Genomic DNA, 16,397 nt, shown 5'->3' with positions numbered 1-16,397 from the left:
ATGATTATTTCAAGCAGAAATCAACTATTGCTGCGTAACATCAGTGAGTAAAGCAAATGTCTAACAAAACAATTGATAAGGGCTTGAAAGAACTAGACAGCGTAATTGTTTAGTTCCAAATTCTTATGGTATAACCTATAAGGAACTAAAGGAGGCTAATGTATGGAAAGTATACTGCATAAAAATGCCAAGACGACGCTTTGAGTCCGAAAAAAATACAAAACTCTGTACAGAGCGCCGCTAAAAATAGCAAAACGTTTGGGCCTTCAGTTTTGAAGTAAAAAATCCGGTTGTGTTCAAGATAAACGCTCTGGACCTGAGCAGCCAAAGCGTTTTATCTGAAACAGAAGCAAGAGATTGTGTGTGAATTCAGGCGCGTTTCTAAGCTTCCGCTTGATGATGTTTATAGTGCTTTGAAAGAGAAGATTCCCAATCTTATGCGCTCTAATCTGTATCGATGCCTCAAAAGACTAAATATTTATCCAAAAAAGAAGAGTCGGCTCCTGAAAAAAAAATGTATCCCTTTGGATTTTGTTCATGTTGACAGTACCTAAGTTCTCACAAATCAAGGGAAAATCTACCTTTTTGTAGGCCATTGAGCGGGCCACAAAGTACGTTTATGTCGAACTGCATTCAAAGATGTCGGTTAACGAGTCAAGTGCATTTTTGAAAAATCTGATCGCCCATTGTTCTTTTAAAATAACGAAAATTCTCACAGACAATGGGGTGCAATTTACCTATGAACTGTTTACGCAACACCTGAGGCCAAAAAACAAAACGCACCTCCTTTGATGTGATGTGGAAGGAGCATACCATTGAGCACAGGCTCACCAAATTCAAGCATCTTTGGATCAACGTTCAGGTCAAAATCAGCAACAGAATCCTCAAACACTACACAATAAAAGCGTATTTTTACAAAAATCTTGATGAGCTAAAGCGCCATATGATGACTTGTGTGCTTTATTATAATCATCAAAGAAAGCTGAAATCACTGAAGTATCGGCCCTCTTTTGATATTATCATGTTAGAATTTGAACATAACACGTCAAATTTTAATCATAATCCAAACCACATGTTGTTGGGACTAAATAGATAAGATTGTTTCTTTCAGGCTATAGAACACTTCATCTAAAGGTCACCCCGTCATCTTACGAAAAGTGACGATTGCTTCTTCCTTAGTTTTCTGAGAGAACGCTAGATTTGAGCTCCATCGGAAGATCTTTGTATACTCCCTCCTCCATTGTATGATTGTTTTTGGATTAACATTAAACCTTGCAGCTGCTTTTTCTATGCTCTTTTGACTGTTACGGATCTCTTCTACGGGTGATCTTCTGTTGTTCTGGCATTTGCATGTAATAGTTGTCTAATAAGCTTTTTCTCCATACAGTCTGATCTTCATAAAATACATCAGAATTTTTTGAGATTAAACATCAATCTTATACACAATGCGTAAAAATATTAAAGTTATTAAAGTATTGAAAATAATAAATGATCAGCGCTGAAAAACACATCATGATCTTTCTTGATATCATCACAGAAATTTTTGACACAAAAATAAAGAAAAAAGGAAAATTTTTGCGAAAAAAAGTGATGATTTACGCAGTAGGCCTAATAAGAATCAAACATTTCTTATTTGTAATTATAATTTTTTCTTTTGTTTATTATAAAAATAAATAAATAAAGAGAAAAAGAATACTTTTCCTCTTTTTAAAATTTAACACAATTAAACGCTTTTTTTGTGTGAACTTCGTTGTATATTAATCTCCACTATGCTCTTCAGATTCTCCGGAAGAAGTCTCAGAAGAGTCAAGTTTTGGAGGAGTCATTGCGTCTGAAGTTACAGCAGAAGGTCCAGAATTGACAGAAACGCCTTCTCCTCCTGATGAATCAGAAAGAACAAATATAGCAGTTCTATTCAACGCATGACACTCCTCGCTATCTCCTGCTACAAGAGGGCGCTCCTTTCCTACACTATACACACCACAAATCGAACTGGACGGAAATCCTCGCTTTTTCAAAGCTGAACTGAGAGCTGCCGCACGTCTTTGCCCTAATCCAAAGTTGTATTCACTAGACCCGCGACGATCGCAATGCCCTACAATAGCTCCTGTCTTGGAATGCTTTTTCAAAAACGCTACCATAGAAGAAACTTTTTGATCCTCATCCAAAATTTTGGATTTGTCAAAATCAAAAAACACCTGATCTTTTTTACAATTTTTAAAATCTGCAACTGAACCTTCAATATTACAAGATCCTTTGTCCTGGTAAACAACCTCCGCGGTTTGGGGAGTCTCATCACTACAAGCTGCCAACAAGGCGCCCAATGCGAACACACCTAAAAGTCTTAAGTCCATAACATCCTCTTTTCTGTCTACGCTTAAAACCTAACCTAAAAATTCTTAAAAAAACTTCTAGTTTCAAACGGTTCTCCACGTTTAAACCACCTACGGATTCATCGTACAATGCTTTATTATCAAAAAAAAGAGGGGGGGGGAGGATTTTTTAATTTTAAGCGAATTTAATCTTGTTTTTTAGCCAAAAATTAATCAAATTCAGTCAAGTTAGTATCTTTCCATACGTGATTGTCTTTTTTCAGTAAAATAAATTCATATTGTTGCGTGAAGGAAGATCGTGTGAATAAAGAAACACTAGGCAGAGTTACATTAGGGCGTTGACTTTTTTTTGAAAAAATTTATAATGAAGGCCAGTAAGTAGTAGCAGTTTAAATATGGCGCGTATTTCAGGTGTAAATATTTCAGAAAAAAAAAATTTGCTTTCTGGATTAATTTGTATTCATGGTATTGGTAGATCTAAAGCCTTGGAGATTTGTAATGCTCTGGGAATTGATTATCATACAAGAATTTCTTCTTTGTCGGAGAAAGATATAGTTCGTATTAGAGAGGTTATAGATAAAGAGTACGTGGTAGAAGGTGAGCTTCGTAATAATAACTTAATGAGCAAAAAGCGCTTGATGGACTTAGGGTGTTATCGAGGATTGCGTCATCGAAAAAATCTTCCAGTTCGTGGTCAACGCACCCATACAAACGCTAGAACTCGTAGGGGTCGCGCGGTGGCGATTGCCGGAAAGAAAAAATAGAAGGGGGAAGTAAATAAAAAATGGTTTTTAATAAAAAGGTAAAAATAAAGAGAAAAAATGTTGTTTCTGGTATAGCTCATATATATTCCACGTTTAATAATATTATGATTACGGTTACAGATATGCAGGGTGCAACCATTGCATGGTCGTCTGCAGGTGTTGTTGGGTATTCTGGTTCTAAACAGTCGACTCCTTTTGCTGCTCAGATGGCAGCTGAAGATGTGGCAAAAAAAGTTCAAGTTCACGGTGTTAAGCGTTTAGATGTTTCTTTGTGTGGGATAGGTTCTGGACGCGAGGCAGCCGTTAGAGGGCTTAGTAATTCAGGGCTTGAGATTTGTTCAATTCGGGACGATACACGTCTTCCGCATAATGGGTGTAAACCTTCAAAGCGTCGTCGTGTTTAATTGTGATAGAGGTGTTGTTCGATGGTAGAAGCAGAAAAGCAGTGGAATGAGCTGATTGAACCTTATAAAAAAGTGTTTCAGAGAGAGGAGGACGAGCAATATGTACGTTCAATTTTTGTGGAGCCCTTAGCTAAAGGTTTTGGGGTAACGATTGGAAGTGCGATGCGTCGTGTGCTTCTTTCTTCTCTTTCTGGTTGGGCGATTACTCGCATTAAAATTAGGGGAGCAGATATGGAATTTTCTACGATTCCAGGTATGGTTCAAGATGTTACAGATTTTGTCTTAAACTTAAAGTGCTTGAATTTAAGAGGAATTTTTGATCAAAAAAAAACTTTTTCTTTTTGTGTTAAAGGTCCTTGTACAGTGACTGCTGGCATGTTAGCGCAAGAAGGATTTTTAGAGGTTAATAATCCTGAATATGTTTTGTGTATCTTGACGCAAGATGGTGAGCTTGACTTTGATTTCACTGTTGAAAAAGGAAGAGGGTACGTTAGTGCGGAACGTTTTCCCAGAAAAAACGATCCTGAAATTTTTCTTGATGCTTGGTTTAGTCCTATTCGAAAGGTCTCGTTTCATGTAGAAAATGCTCGCGTTGGGCAAAATACGGATTATGAAAAATTGGTTCTTCGTGTAGAAACGAATGGTTCCCTTACTCCCGATGAAGCTGTGAGTGAGGCAGCAGAAATCTTAAAAACTCAGTTTAGTGTATTTAGCATTGCTCCTAAAATTGAAGAAAGCGTTCATGAAAGTAAAGAGATCCAGTCTGTTGAAGGTGCTGAATGTAAAGATCACTTTCCTGTAGATTTTTATAAGCCTGTTTCTGAGTTGGATTTATCTATTCGTTGTTTAAATTGTTTAAAATTGGAAAATGTTACTTATGTTGGAGATCTGGTGCGTTTGAAAGAGCAGGATTTAATGAAAACTCCAAATTTTGGCAGAAAATCTTTTCAAGATATTCAGCGGATTTTGGCTAGTATGGGGCTGACTTTGGGTATGAATGTTCCTAATTGGCCTCCTAAGAAAGTGCAACAAGAAGAGGAGAAGTGTGATGCGTCATAATATAGCACATAAAAAATTTGGTCGTACAACAAATCAAAGGAAAGCGCTTTTGGTTGGATTGTGTAATCAGATTATTCAAAATGGTAGAATTATAACTACATTACCAAAAGCAAAAGCTGTACGTCCTATTTTGGAGCGTCTGGTGACTTATGGAAGAAATGAGGTTTCTTTGCATCGTTTTAGAGTCTTGTTATCTACATTGCGTTCTAAAAGTTCTTGCGACAAGATTATTTCTCAATGGGGGCCAAAGTACAAGGAGCGTCCAGGGGGGTATCTTCGTATTATTAAGGCGGGATTTCGGAAAGGAGATTCTGCTCCTATGGCATTAATAGAATTCGTGGAAGCTTAGGAAATTTTAAGACATTTTAAAAATTGTTCGTTATTAAGGAAATCAGACCATGGCAGATTATTATAAAGTTCTTGGTGTTCCCTCAAATGCGTCTATTCAAGATATCAAGAAAGCTTACAGAAAATTAGCTTTAAAGTATCATCCAGATCAGCACCAGAACAGCTCTAGTGCGGAAAAACAGAAAGCAGAGAAAATATTTAAGGAAGTTACAGAGGCTTACGAAGTTTTGGGTGATGAAAAAAAACGCAGGATGTATGATCAGATGGGTCCTGATGCTTTTCGTCAAAGCTCTTCTGGCGGGGGGGGATTTGAAGGATTTTCGGAAGCCGGGTTTGATTTTTCTTCTATTTTTGAAGATTTTTTTTCTAATTTTGGTTCTTCTAGTCAACCCACTGTTTCGAAGGGGCGTGACGTTCTGATAAAAATTTCCATTACTTTAGAAGATGCATTCAAAGGGGTCAATCAATCTGTTGAATTTTCTACTATTGTTCGTTGTGATTCTTGCTCGGGAACCGGAGGAGAAAAAGGATCAAAAGTTGTTCAGTGTACGACGTGTCATGGGAAAGGAGAGGTCGGAATTTCTCAAGGTTTTTTTATGGTAAGGCAAACCTGCAAAAGATGTCAGGGAACGGGGACATACATTGCTGTTTTGTGCAAAAAATGTAGAGGATCTGGGTGTATGCGAGATCGTCGCGTTTTAGACTTTCGTGTTCCCCCCGGCATAGAACATGAAAGCCAGCTTCGGCTTCATGGTGAGGGTGAAGTAGGAGAGCGTGGAGGTCCTTGTGGAGATGCTATTATACAAGTAAATGTTCAGTCACACTCTTTGTTTCGCAGAAAAGGAGCTAATTTATTTATGAATTATCCCCTTTCTATTTCTCAAGCTGCTTTAGGGTGCGTAGTGCAGATCCCCACCATTGAAGGTGAGCAAGTTTCTGTTACGTTTCGAGAGGGGACACAGTTCAAAGAAAAAACAGTGGTTCATAATAAGGGGATGCCGTATTCTTCGGGTAGAGGGGATCTTATTATTGAGGCGGATGTTTATGTCCCTTTGAAGTTGACTCAAAGACAAAAAGAATTATTACAAGATTTTTTGGAGGAAGAAGAAAATAAGCCTCCAGAAACGACAGGTTTTTTCGCGAAGCTTAAAAACTTTTTTAAAACACTATAAAAAATGAAACGTTTAGTTTTAAATGGGAGAAGGGAATGTATTATCTTCTTCCATTAGAAATAATAGAGTAGTTTCCAGTAAAAAATGTGCGATCAGCGCTCCTAATATTTCTTCATTGAGTTGTTTAACGTAAAATATACGCACTGCGTGGTTGTTTTCTGTTAAATTTTTACAAGTTGTTTTAAACTCTTGCTCGAGTAATTGTTTTAAGTGAATTTTCGTATATTGGGTATCTGAACTTTTTAAATAACTTGGGAAAAAAACGTCTGTGATATTTTTTTTTTCCCAAAACGTTGTTGTGAATCCAAGGGAAAAAAAAGGGGAATGGGAAATGTGTTTAGGAAAACAAATATTTTGCTGTGGTGGAAGCACATCTTTCCATATCCATTGAATCCATTGTGCTAAAGGTTGAAAGCTTTGTGTCGTATTCCATACCCAATGAGATAATGTTGGGTATTGTTGTTTGAGTGTTGTGTATAAGGCTGCTCCTTCCAGTGGAGATTTTAAGCTGTGATGAAAATATTGTTGACACGTGGTTTTTGCTCCTTCTAAAAAAAGATTAAAATGGAATCCGATCAAGTTTCCAATGCTTAGACTGATTTCATTGAAACAGAAGCTGCTCTTTGGGGTGATCATTGAGTAATGGTGTACGTTTAATGAAAATGTTTGGACAACAGAGCGAATACAAGGAAAATCAATTCCTTTAGGAATCCATATCATTACGTGTTGAGTTACGCAACACTTAGAGCTTTTTAAAAATTCTAAGTATCTTAATAAAATAATATAAGGAAATAAGTCATTAGGGTTCGAACATATGATCACAATACCTGTGCACTCTGAATCTAAAGTTCCGATCATTTCCCAAAACAATTCTGGGTCTGGGTGAGCAATAAAATAAATTTCTGGAAATGATTGATGATGCTTTCCTATAAAAGTTTGCACCCACCCTACGATGCATTGAATTCCTGCGAGATCTTCTGTTCTCCCTACAACCAAAATAGTACGAAATTTTTTAAAATGGGAATTATTTTCTTCACATTCATGAAATTTTTTCCAAAGATAAGGGAAACAAGAAAATTTTTGGTTGTATTTACTGTAGAAACGCAAGGCTTGACCTGCTTTGGCATAATTTCTGAGAAACAAAGACCAATCTAATATGCCTGCGTCTAACACTAGCCGCATATCTTGTCGAAAAAGTGGATTGTTTCTCATGAAACGTCTGTACGTACGCTATTTTTTCAAAAAAGGCTGTACATTTTCCAGTAAAGATTGTTCTGCTTGGTCTGGAGAGTTTTTTCTTTTATCTGTATGTGCGCTTAAAGGAATTGCATTTTCAGTGACAGGGTGATCAGAAGGGACGTCTTGAAATCCTGGAGGAATCTCAAGTCCCTTTAATAGCTGAACAGACCAGGCATCTGGTGCGGTTTTTTTTATTCCCGTGACTTCTTTTAAATTCTGACACTGGGTCAAAATTATTGCTGCTAACAAAGCTCTTGCTTTATTAAAAAAAATTTTATATTTCAACGATTCCATTGATAGTAATCTCTTAATAATATCATAAACCCTACACTAATTAGCATATCAGCAACATTAAAGACAGGAAAGTTAAAACTTCCAAAATGTATACTTAAAAAATCAAACACGGCACCCCACAACAATCTATCCAAAATATTTCCGCACGCGCCAGATATAATCAGCGCTATTGCCCACTGAGTTGAGCGACGTTTTTCTTTTATAAACATGTATAAAAACACAATAACTAAGCCTATAGATAGTCCTAAAATTTCCCATTTAAGTGTTTTTCCAAATTGAGAAAACAATCCCCAACTTATGCCAGTATTATATGCTTCCACGATACTAAGCAGTTTAAACACAAAAATGCGCTTTGTTGTTGAAACAAGGGCTTTCACATAGTGCTTCGTTGCTTGATCTGCAATGATACCTGCGAATACGACTCCCAAAAACAAAACATATTTTCTGAAAATTATATTACACATAAAAAAAGATTTTTATACATAATACATGAATTATATTGAAAAGTCGATATCTAATTTAGTATTAGATCACCAATGTAAGCATTTTTTGGACAATATTGATATATGTTTGATGAGAATGCAAAGTTAATGCTATGTGCTGAAGTAAATTATCAAGACGATGTACAGTTACCTTAAGTTGAGTCTTACCATTATATGAGGTGAATTATATGAGGTGAATTATATGAGGTGAATTATATGAGGTGAATTATATGAGGTGAATTATATGAGGTGAATTATATGAGGTGAATTATATGAGGTGAATTATATGAGGTGAATTAAAAAACATGTGTATCTAGGGAAAAAATTTCAAAAAACGTCACTAAAATATGTACATCAAATAGTGATTGTTAGAGTATATGTGTGCGTTTGAAAAATAGCGTCTAAATTTTATTATATGCCGAAGAAACTCTTTTGCGTACTTTTTATGAGAATCATAAGGTGTAGGGCAGTAACGCATGATATTTTTTGCGTTCATCTATCGTGTTTTAGGGGATAAGAGCAGATTTTATACTGAATTAATAGATTAGCTTTGTGAAAAATTAAAGCGCGTTGCTCAATTAATAGAAAATAGAGGTGATTACATGATCTTATAATGTTCTTCTAGAAACAAAAGATTTTTGCTCAATCATCAACTTAATTTACTAATATGTAAGTTCTCTTGAACGGTACTCTATCATAATGACCTGTTACTCCGGTAATACTTAGATACTGTGCTGAAATTTTCGCCCTTGATACGTTAAAGGCTTCTTATTGAAAAAGTACGATATTTTCATCAGATTTCATGATTTAAGAAGATAGAAGGTTCTTTGATAAACTCCTTTTTCTGGCTGTTTAGAGCGTTGTTGAAGATAATTCTTTACAGTTTGGACAAAAAAATAAAAAAAATTGTTGAAAACGGATAAGAAACCTATCAAAACATGCGCAAGCTCTTGAAAATTTTGCAGAACGAGCTCATATTTCTCTACCAAAGGATATCCAAAAATTGTAAAACATTTTTTACGCCTGAATCTTGCTTTAATATATGCTATTATAAATTATAGTATATTTAGGTTGAATAAGATATTTTTAAAAAGAAAAAATAGCCAAAAAAGCGTATTTTCTTTCAGTACAACAAAAATTGCACCTAATTCAGTCTAAATTTTTAATTTAAACTATATGTTTATATAAAAATATTTTTTTAAATTAATTGTTTAATTTAAAAAGATTATCCCGTTGATACGATATGTTCCATTTCATGTTTGATCTAAAGATTTTTTCACTTAGCTTGAGTAATACAGGTTGATTTTTATTTTGTTTTATACCATAATCTGTATAAGTTTTGTTTTATTATCAATGATATGAATATTCATGTAAGCTCTGATGTTAAGTCTGAAATTCCTATTTTAGTGGGGGTATATGAGGGGCGAATTCTTGGAAATGCCTCTCTTATTCCTCAGCTCGATGTTGTCATGCAAAGGCTTTCATGGATCAAATTAGGAAAAGGAAAAAGTATTGACATATGTGTTGAGTCTGGGAATCGCGTTATTTTTTTGGATGTTAATCCTTCGGAATCTTTGTATGATATCCGATGTCAAGGGGGGGGATTATGGAGCATCTGTCAATCTTTGTCTTATGATAGGTTGCAGCTTATTCCTTGGTCTTCCCACCCAGAAGAATTGCTTTATGGAGTTAAGCTCAGAGATTGGAGATTTGATTGTTATCGAACAAAATTTAATCCTCTTCCCGACCTTTTTTGTAAAGATCTTTATGTGCTTTATCAAGATGTTGAGTCAAATATTCTTCCTCTGGTTCAGCGCGTTCAGCGTTACTATGGTCGTATCGATAGTTTGCATTGGGTAAGGCAAAAGTGCAACGAGCCTGCGAATATTTTGACTCCGCAAAAATTCGCACAAGATCTAAGTGAGTTTTCTGAATTAGGCGTTCAGGTAGAAATTATTGATAAGGCTTCTTTGGAAGCAAAAGGATTTGGAGCGTTGTTAGCAGTAGGGCAGGGAAGTATCAATGACTCATGTCTTGCTGTTCTTCGATGGCACGGAGAAACAGATGTGAACTCTCCTTGGGTGACTTTTGTTGGAAAAGGGGTTACTTTTGATACAGGGGGCGTGTCGCTTAAACCTTCTTCTGGAATGGATACGATGAAGATGGATATGGCAGGGGCAGCGGTAGTCGCGGGGGTGCTTCGAGCCGCTGCCATAGATAAACTTCCGCTAAACGTTTCAGCAGTGATTCCTTTGGTCGAAAATTCAATTTCTGGGTCCGCGCAGCGTCCAGGAGATATTGTTCGCTCTTTGTCAGGGCAAACTATTGAAGTTTTAAATACTGATGCAGAAGGGCGTTTAGTGTTAGCAGATGCGTTGTGGTATGCGCAAGATCAGTTTTGTCCAGAGTTGATCATTGATGTGGCCACCTTGACAGGAGCTGTAAAAATAGCGTTGGGATCAGAGTATGCGGGAATATTTGGAACGTGTGAAAAATTGATTGAGGATATTAAAGTGTGTGGCCAAAAGGAAGGAGAAAAGTTTTGGTGCCTTCCATTAGACCCTGCTTTTGATCGAGCTTTAGATAGTGAGTGTGCGGATATGAAGAATATTGCCAGTTCTGGATATGGGGCTGGAAGCTCTATAGGAGCTCAGTTCTTAAAGCGTTTTATTAAGTCAGAGCAAAAATGGGTCCATCTAGATATTGCCAATGTAGACCATTTGACCTCAGATCATGCTTTGTGCCCCAAGGGAGGTGTTGGTTTTGGAATGCAAACACTGTATTCATTTCTTTTGAAGAGAGCTACGGGACTTTCATTGTAATAGATGAATAACGTAAAAATGTCGTAAAAAAAGTTAAATTTTTGTGCTGTTATGGGTATTTTTATGAATTTCAGAGTATATTACGCAGCTACCATGGTTACCTATTATTCCTAAAAAAAATAGGTAACGCATTCTTTATGGTAAATTAAATCGTTTTGACAAAATTAACTGTTTTATTTAGCCTCATTATTTTTGCACTTTTGTTCACACGCTGTTACTTTGTCTTCTAATACTTTAATTTTTTGGTATGCATCCGTGAGGTCATCTAATTTTTGTTTATCCAATGCAATACTGTTTTCTTCTCCTTCATTATAAGGAATTGAAAATGGGAAATTTTTTTGGTTCGTGTTTGAATTTTCTTTAATTTTTTGACTTTGTATCGGTTGCGTCTTTAAAACCCTATCTGTTTCTAGATCATTATTTTTTTGAATTTCTATTTGTTGCGTTTTAAAAATATTATCTTGTTTTTTATCATCATTTGTATTATCTTTTCCTTCGTTTAAGTAATCTTTATATATTTTTTTTAGATTAAAAGAAAAAATTTCAAGCTGATGTATCAGTTCTTCCTCTGCTTGTATCTGAGTCTCCGAAAGTGATTGATTTTTTTTATTTAAAATAGCTGTAGCCTCAGCTATACCACTCTCTGTAACCTTTATTAGAAGAAGAATTTTTTCAGAAGAAACAGGAAGGGCAGAAATTTTATCTACAGGAAGTAAGTCTACCGCCTTTAAAAGTCGAAGCACAGCTGAATTTCCATCTTTCACTGCTCGTACATACGCTGTAATTTTTACTCTATCTTCCTTAGTACTAGGAATATCTTTTGAGATTAACAATTCTTCAGCACTTTGTGTAGTATTTGCAGTAAAAGGTTTCAGCAATTTTATTAATTCACCTTTAATCTGCGTTGAGCAGGCATCGTTTTTGGTGAAGCTTTTATCCCTCATTGAAAATCTTGACAACGGAGAAGGCACATATTCAAGTGTTTTTAAAGGGTTTTTTGTGTCGCATATTCCTTCCGAGTAAGCCACGTGACTGAGCATAGCACAAATCCAGAACGCTAATAGATTTTTATTAAATTTTTTTGTCATTTTTCTATCCATTTGAAAGGTTGTTCTTTATTAAATGGTAAAAAAAAAAAGTTGAAAAACAGTTAAAAGATAAGAATCTAGAAGAATTTCTGAAAATGTTCATCTTTTCGTATAAAGTTTTAGCGATTTTGGACAATAGAGTCAATTAAGTTTAGGTTAACGCAAACTGTATGATATTTCTAAAAGAAAACGCTAAAATTATATAGCCAAAAAATTCTCACTTAAATTTCCTAATATAAGGATTTACTTTTATTTTTTAATTCGCAAACCACAACTTAATTCAGTATATGTGCCTTCTCGTAATATTTATAGATTTTTGCTTTAACCCATTTTTCATTCTTTGACTCCATACTTTTTTCTTTGCTTCATGTAAGTGAAGGCTTTTTTAAAGTTGTAGCCTAAAAAATCCAGTATGATGTAAAACCAGGAACTTTCTATCCTCAAAGGTTCCCCAAATTTACGTAAGGTGCTTTCGTGTGCACTTATCCTACCTTTTCCTTTTCTTGATAAACAGTGGATGTGCGACTTTTATACCAAGTAAGCAAAGTATTTGAGGAAACCTAAAACTTTCTTGATGTGCTATGTAAACTATTACTTTTATTTACGTGCTCTATGACTTTCTTTCGAGAATTTGACTATATGAGGAAGATATTTTTTCTTAAATATAGCTTATCTATTCATGAATCTCGACTGAATTCACTACACATAGAGTCTAAATTTTTTAATATATCGTGAAAAATGTGGTAATGATAAAACAATATGTAAAGAAAAAGATTCGAAAAAAAAGAGAGGTAAATTAGAGCTTTTACGTAATGAGTACTTTTTGTGGAATGCATATAAAAAGATGTAGAGTCAACGCAGATAAGATTTTCATGTCCATAAAGGTAAAACTAATATGGAAAAAATTCTTAGGTGTCTTTTGGGGACCAACGTAGAGCACTGTGATGTGATTTTTTCGCTGTTTAAAGGCGGAAGGACGTCTCCCAAAAGAAAGCCACCCTTCGCGGATTAGAGTCATCAGGGAATATCGATAAGACTCACTCAAATGCAAAGCTTCTTTATAAATCTAGCAAAATAAGCCGCTAAAGAGAAAAGAAAAAGAGAACACTGTAGAATTTACGGTCTTTTGGGGTGTTTTAGGCCCCATTTTTGGTGATATTAAGATATTTAAGAGTATCTCTCATCGATAGCGAAATCAGTGCAACCCTACCTCGTTACGTTTAATGTCATCGCTGAAATCGTTAATCTCAAAAACGGCCTCTCATTTGCATAGCCTATGACAGAACGACTTAGCAGTCGAAGCTAATCAAAACATAACAGGTGATATTTACGTGGTCTGGTCTAATGCACAAAACTTTCACTTAATTTTCTATAAGTTGCAAGATGTAAGTTGCCTTTTTTTGTTTGTCAAAGGGTGGAGGATTAAAACTTCAACTTAATTTTTGGAAAATTTTTTTTGGATACACAGAAAGTTTTGATTAAAATAAATAAATTTTAAAAAATCAGAAATTTTCATGACATTTTTTGAAGAAAGGCTTGATATTTTTTTATCAGTATGATATCTTTTCTTGAACTTTTTGGAATGCACGGTATGTTTGTACGAGGTGCGTTTTATACTTAAGTAAACACAATGCATTCAAATTTATCTGCGCACGTTCTTTTATCTTTTCCTTATGTTCGAAGGCAAGATTTTCAGAAAAATGTCATTTTTGTATTTCATCATAGTGATGAAGGAGCTATGGGTTTTTTGATTAATCTACCTCTGCATCGCAAAGATTGGCCTGAAGGTTTAAAAAATACGATTTTTACGTTTTCGGAATCTGTTTTATGGGGGGGGGCGTCTGATTTGGAGCGGAGCTTTTTGCTGCATTCTATCAAAAGCTACAATACCGATGAAACGTTACAAGTTGGGAAGGAGTACGGTGTGTCTCCTGCAGAAAAGATAAAAAATTTTGAAGATTTCAATGGCTTGGAAGGGTTTCCAAAGTATGCGCTTACTTTGGTCGGATACATTAGTTGGCGCTCTGGCCAGCTTGAAGAAGAGCTTATGAATCATGATTGGATTGCAATTCCAGCAACTCCACAGTTGTTATTTGAGATACCCCCTTTAAATAAATGGGAGTTTGCGTTTTCTATGCTTAATCTTCCGAACGATACTGCTTTTACTTACTGTCCTGGACGTGTGCGAGAGTAGTCAAATTTGTGCATAAGAGGTGTGAATCAGTCATGATGTTTTTTCAATTTTTGAAAAAAACAAACAAATACGTAAGTAAGAGGAACGGTTATCACAAGTATCAATGAATTTCTTATGAAAAACATACTGACTGAAGAAAAAGACTCTTTCAACCGTAAAAGGGAATAAATTCAAGACATTTTAAGATTAGATAAAAATTATTTTTTTAAGAACAACCGTGGAGATTTTACTGATGATTCGAAAAAAAATTGAGGAAATACATACAAAAATTATAAAAACTTTCTGCGCGAAATGCTAATTTTTTCTTGAGTTTCTGATCACAAAAGTGTTTTTCCGGAGGTTCATTTTAGGGGGCATGATGTCGGTGATAGTGTTGAGATTGAGGGATGCTATCTTGTTTTAGTAGTGATCGGAGGATGGTTTAATACCTAAACATGTATTTTATCACAATCTAAACATGGGAAATCGCCGTGTTGTGCGCTATTTTCTTGCCTAAAGACGTGGTTTTGGCTTGATAAAAATCAGTACCTAGATGTTTCTGTTTGGACACTTTGATCTCCCAGTCTGCTGTTATTTGAAGAAGGTGTTTGGCCTTTAAATTTCGTAATATTGTGGGACAGACCGCGACGTTTTTGATATAGTAATCAAGTTTACTATGACGGTTGCGAAAAAGGTATGTTATTTTTGGAAGAAAGTAGAGCGTATAACCAAGAATTTTTCACTGTGATCACTAAATGTTAGGCTTTACTTCTATTCGAAAAATCTAACTTAATTGACTAGAAGTAGCCAAGGAATTTTTTTGTAAAGGTCAAGAAGTTCTTATTCGAATCCGCTAAACATTTTTTACGTTTACACGCGTTGCCGTATTTAAAAGAAACATTTGCAATGTTTTTATGTTAATATTGGAAAAAATCTTAAATTTTAGAATTGATACAAAAATGTAAATAACGTTTTAAAAATTTTAAAAAAATTTTCTTAAGAAGCTTTAAAAAAATTTTCTTAAGAAGCGTACAGCATAATAGCATTTTTGGTTTTATCATTGGGGGAAAAAATGGGGCACACACATAAAGCGATCAAGCAATGGAAAAGAGGATCAGGATTTCAACCCTTAGAAAACGTATGTAGATATGCGTTCGGACATTTTTTTCAGACGAAAGATTTTTTGTATACAAAAATGGCTCAAGATTGGAAAGGAATCGTAGGTCCCGAAATGGCCTCTATTACGCGCCCTTGTCGCATACAAGTCTTTAAAAATGAAGGAACTTTGGTGATAGAGGTTGATGTGTCTGGAAGCTTAAAAATTCCTAGCTATGGAGCAACTCTCATAGAGCGCGTTAATCAATACTTAGGATATAAAGGGGTTGCTCGTATCATTTTTAGAAAAACGCATTTTCAATCTTGTGACGTTCCTCAATGGGAAGATACACAGATGCTTGACTCTACCAATCATTCAGATGCATCTGAAGATGAGAAAACAAAACAACTAGCCCAACACGTGTTTAAACTTGAAAATTTACCTTTTGCATTGCAAAGTGCGCTTGCGAATCTTGCTTGTGCAATGAAAATTATTTAAATAAGTATGTAAGAAAAAATCACTTATTTTAAGTATATTTTTAAATTAATACTTGATGTATAGTTAAGGAACATAGGTTTGTCCCTAGCATGTTTTGTTCTTTTTTGAAGAATATCTTAAAATTGGATTCCTCTTATCTTAAAGCAACGTTCTTCGTTCTAGGTATTCAGTCCCAACAACATATGGTTTGGAGTATGATCAAAGTTTGACGGATTTTGCTCAAACTTTTTAAAAATAATATAATAAAAACAGTTGAGTCACAATGCAAAATATCATACATTTTTTCCAAAAAGATAGATAATCTCAACGAGTCCATATAGTATAGATTCTAGTATAGATTTAAGAGAAAAGGTCGTAAATTTTATCAAAGCAGGTAACAGTCAAAAAGAAGAATCGAGAAATTTTGGGCAAATTATAAAGCAATGAATTAGGCAGAAAATTGAGTTCTTCCAGGGGGGGGATATCAATCAATTAATGCTTTTTTTATTATAATCCAACAGCTTTTGCTATGTTATCGATACACATATGTATAAAGAGCGTCACTTAATTCTATATTTTTTCAACAAAATTATGCGAGCATTTTCAAAATTTGATAAAAAGTATGCATCTTTTTTGGGATTCGTAG

The 16,397-nt window shown here is 35.0% G+C and carries 14 protein-coding genes; 8 read left to right on the top strand and 6 right to left on the bottom strand.

Annotation, left to right across the window (positions count from 1 at the left end; translation table 11 throughout):
* Positions 1-748: 748 nt before the first annotated feature.
* Entirely contained in the window at positions 749-892 is a 144-nt protein-coding gene (locus tag P618_RS07580) for a hypothetical protein (protein ID WP_021827694.1), read from the bottom strand.
* An 865-nt stretch (positions 893-1,757) separates the two neighbouring features.
* Positions 1,758-2,354 (bottom strand): OmpA family protein, encoded by a 597-nt coding sequence (locus P618_RS05865; protein WP_021827691.1) that lies wholly within the window; start codon positions 2,352-2,354, stop codon positions 1,758-1,760.
* Positions 2,355-2,728: 374 nt separating this feature from the next.
* On the opposite strand from P618_RS05865, the gene rpsM reads away from it, so the two are divergent.
* Genes rpsM through dnaJ form a run of 5 tightly spaced genes read left to right on the top strand, consistent with a single transcriptional unit; the run spans position 2,729 to position 6,080 of the window.
* Positions 2,729-3,097, top strand: a complete 369-nt coding sequence (gene rpsM / locus P618_RS00535; RefSeq protein ID WP_021827690.1) for a 30S ribosomal protein S13 — start codon at positions 2,729-2,731, stop codon at positions 3,095-3,097.
* A gap of 20 nt (positions 3,098-3,117) precedes the next feature.
* A complete protein-coding gene (gene rpsK / locus P618_RS00530) occupies positions 3,118-3,501 on the top strand; it encodes a 30S ribosomal protein S11 (protein WP_021827689.1) in 384 nt (127 codons plus the stop codon).
* 21 nt (positions 3,502-3,522) lie between these two features.
* The gene (locus P618_RS00525; RefSeq protein ID WP_021827688.1) at positions 3,523-4,560 is read left to right on the top strand and encodes a DNA-directed RNA polymerase subunit alpha; all 1,038 of its coding nucleotides are present in this window, start codon (positions 3,523-3,525) and stop codon (positions 4,558-4,560) included.
* Positions 4,550-4,909 (top strand): 50S ribosomal protein L17, encoded by a 360-nt coding sequence (gene rplQ, locus P618_RS00520; protein WP_021827687.1) that lies wholly within the window; start codon positions 4,550-4,552, stop codon positions 4,907-4,909. Before P618_RS00525 ends, rplQ begins: the two co-directional genes overlap by 11 nt.
* A 49-nt stretch (positions 4,910-4,958) precedes the next feature.
* Positions 4,959-6,080, top strand: coding sequence for a molecular chaperone DnaJ (gene dnaJ, locus P618_RS00515; protein ID WP_021827686.1), 1,122 nt, complete (start codon positions 4,959-4,961; stop codon positions 6,078-6,080).
* Positions 6,081-6,098: 18 nt separating this feature from the next.
* Here dnaJ and P618_RS00510 read toward each other — a convergent pair whose 3' ends face one another.
* Genes P618_RS00510 through lspA form a run of 3 tightly spaced genes read right to left on the bottom strand, consistent with a single transcriptional unit; the run spans position 6,099 to position 8,077 of the window.
* Positions 6,099-7,292 (bottom strand): hypothetical protein, encoded by a 1,194-nt coding sequence (locus P618_RS00510; RefSeq protein WP_021827685.1) that lies wholly within the window; start codon positions 7,290-7,292, stop codon positions 6,099-6,101.
* Positions 7,293-7,310: 18 nt separating this feature from the next.
* A complete protein-coding gene (locus P618_RS00505; protein ID WP_021827684.1) occupies positions 7,311-7,613 on the bottom strand; it encodes a hypothetical protein in 303 nt (100 codons plus the stop codon).
* Entirely contained in the window at positions 7,601-8,077 is a 477-nt protein-coding gene (gene lspA / locus P618_RS00500) for a signal peptidase II (RefSeq protein WP_021827683.1), read from the bottom strand. Before lspA ends, P618_RS00505 begins: the two co-directional genes overlap by 13 nt.
* 1,376 nt (positions 8,078-9,453) lie before the next feature.
* On the opposite strand from lspA, the gene P618_RS00490 reads away from it, so the two are divergent.
* A complete protein-coding gene (locus tag P618_RS00490; protein WP_021827681.1) occupies positions 9,454-10,917 on the top strand; it encodes a leucyl aminopeptidase in 1,464 nt (487 codons plus the stop codon).
* A 173-nt stretch (positions 10,918-11,090) separates the two neighbouring features.
* Here P618_RS00490 and P618_RS00485 read toward each other — a convergent pair whose 3' ends face one another.
* Positions 11,091-12,017, bottom strand: a complete 927-nt coding sequence (locus P618_RS00485) for a hypothetical protein (protein WP_156918925.1) — start codon at positions 12,015-12,017, stop codon at positions 11,091-11,093.
* Positions 12,018-13,635: 1,618 nt separating this feature from the next.
* Between P618_RS00485 and P618_RS00475 the strand changes: the two genes are divergently transcribed.
* Both P618_RS00475 and P618_RS00470 read left to right on the top strand, forming a co-directional pair.
* Positions 13,636-14,199, top strand: a complete 564-nt coding sequence (locus P618_RS00475; RefSeq protein WP_021827678.1) for a YqgE/AlgH family protein — start codon at positions 13,636-13,638, stop codon at positions 14,197-14,199.
* A 1,051-nt stretch (positions 14,200-15,250) separates the two neighbouring features.
* Positions 15,251-15,772, top strand: a complete 522-nt coding sequence (locus P618_RS00470) for a DciA family protein (RefSeq protein WP_024160981.1) — start codon at positions 15,251-15,253, stop codon at positions 15,770-15,772.
* Positions 15,773-16,397 lie beyond the last annotated feature (625 nt).

This window comes from Holospora obtusa F1 (genome assembly GCF_000469665.2).
Lineage (GTDB): Bacteria > Pseudomonadota > Alphaproteobacteria > Holosporales > Holosporaceae > Holospora > Holospora obtusa.
Note: the sequence above shows the minus strand (reverse complement) of the source record. Positions and strands in the feature narration are given on the sequence as shown.

Excerpts from the sequence above, each read along its gene's own strand:
- rpsM (WP_021827690.1), top strand. The coding sequence starts at position 2,729 with ATGGCGCGTATTTCAGGTGTAAATATTTCAGAAAAAAAAAATTTGCTT.
- P618_RS05865 (WP_021827691.1), bottom strand. The coding sequence starts at position 2,354 with ATGGACTTAAGACTTTTAGGTGTGTTCGCATTGGGCGCCTTGTTGGCA.
- rplQ (WP_021827687.1), top strand. The coding sequence starts at position 4,550 with ATGCGTCATAATATAGCACATAAAAAATTTGGTCGTACAACAAATCAA.
- P618_RS00490 (WP_021827681.1), top strand. The coding sequence starts at position 9,454 with ATGAATATTCATGTAAGCTCTGATGTTAAGTCTGAAATTCCTATTTTA.
- dnaJ (WP_021827686.1), top strand. The coding sequence starts at position 4,959 with ATGGCAGATTATTATAAAGTTCTTGGTGTTCCCTCAAATGCGTCTATT.
- lspA (WP_021827683.1), bottom strand. The coding sequence starts at position 8,077 with ATGTGTAATATAATTTTCAGAAAATATGTTTTGTTTTTGGGAGTCGTA.
- P618_RS00470 (WP_024160981.1), top strand. The coding sequence starts at position 15,251 with ATGGGGCACACACATAAAGCGATCAAGCAATGGAAAAGAGGATCAGGA.
- P618_RS00485 (WP_156918925.1), bottom strand. The coding sequence starts at position 12,017 with ATGGATAGAAAAATGACAAAAAAATTTAATAAAAATCTATTAGCGTTC.
- P618_RS00505 (WP_021827684.1), bottom strand. The coding sequence starts at position 7,613 with ATGGAATCGTTGAAATATAAAATTTTTTTTAATAAAGCAAGAGCTTTG.
- P618_RS00475 (WP_021827678.1), top strand. The coding sequence starts at position 13,636 with ATGCATTCAAATTTATCTGCGCACGTTCTTTTATCTTTTCCTTATGTT.
- P618_RS00525 (WP_021827688.1), top strand. The coding sequence starts at position 3,523 with ATGGTAGAAGCAGAAAAGCAGTGGAATGAGCTGATTGAACCTTATAAA.
- P618_RS00510 (WP_021827685.1), bottom strand. The coding sequence starts at position 7,292 with ATGAGAAACAATCCACTTTTTCGACAAGATATGCGGCTAGTGTTAGAC.
- rpsK (WP_021827689.1), top strand. The coding sequence starts at position 3,118 with ATGGTTTTTAATAAAAAGGTAAAAATAAAGAGAAAAAATGTTGTTTCT.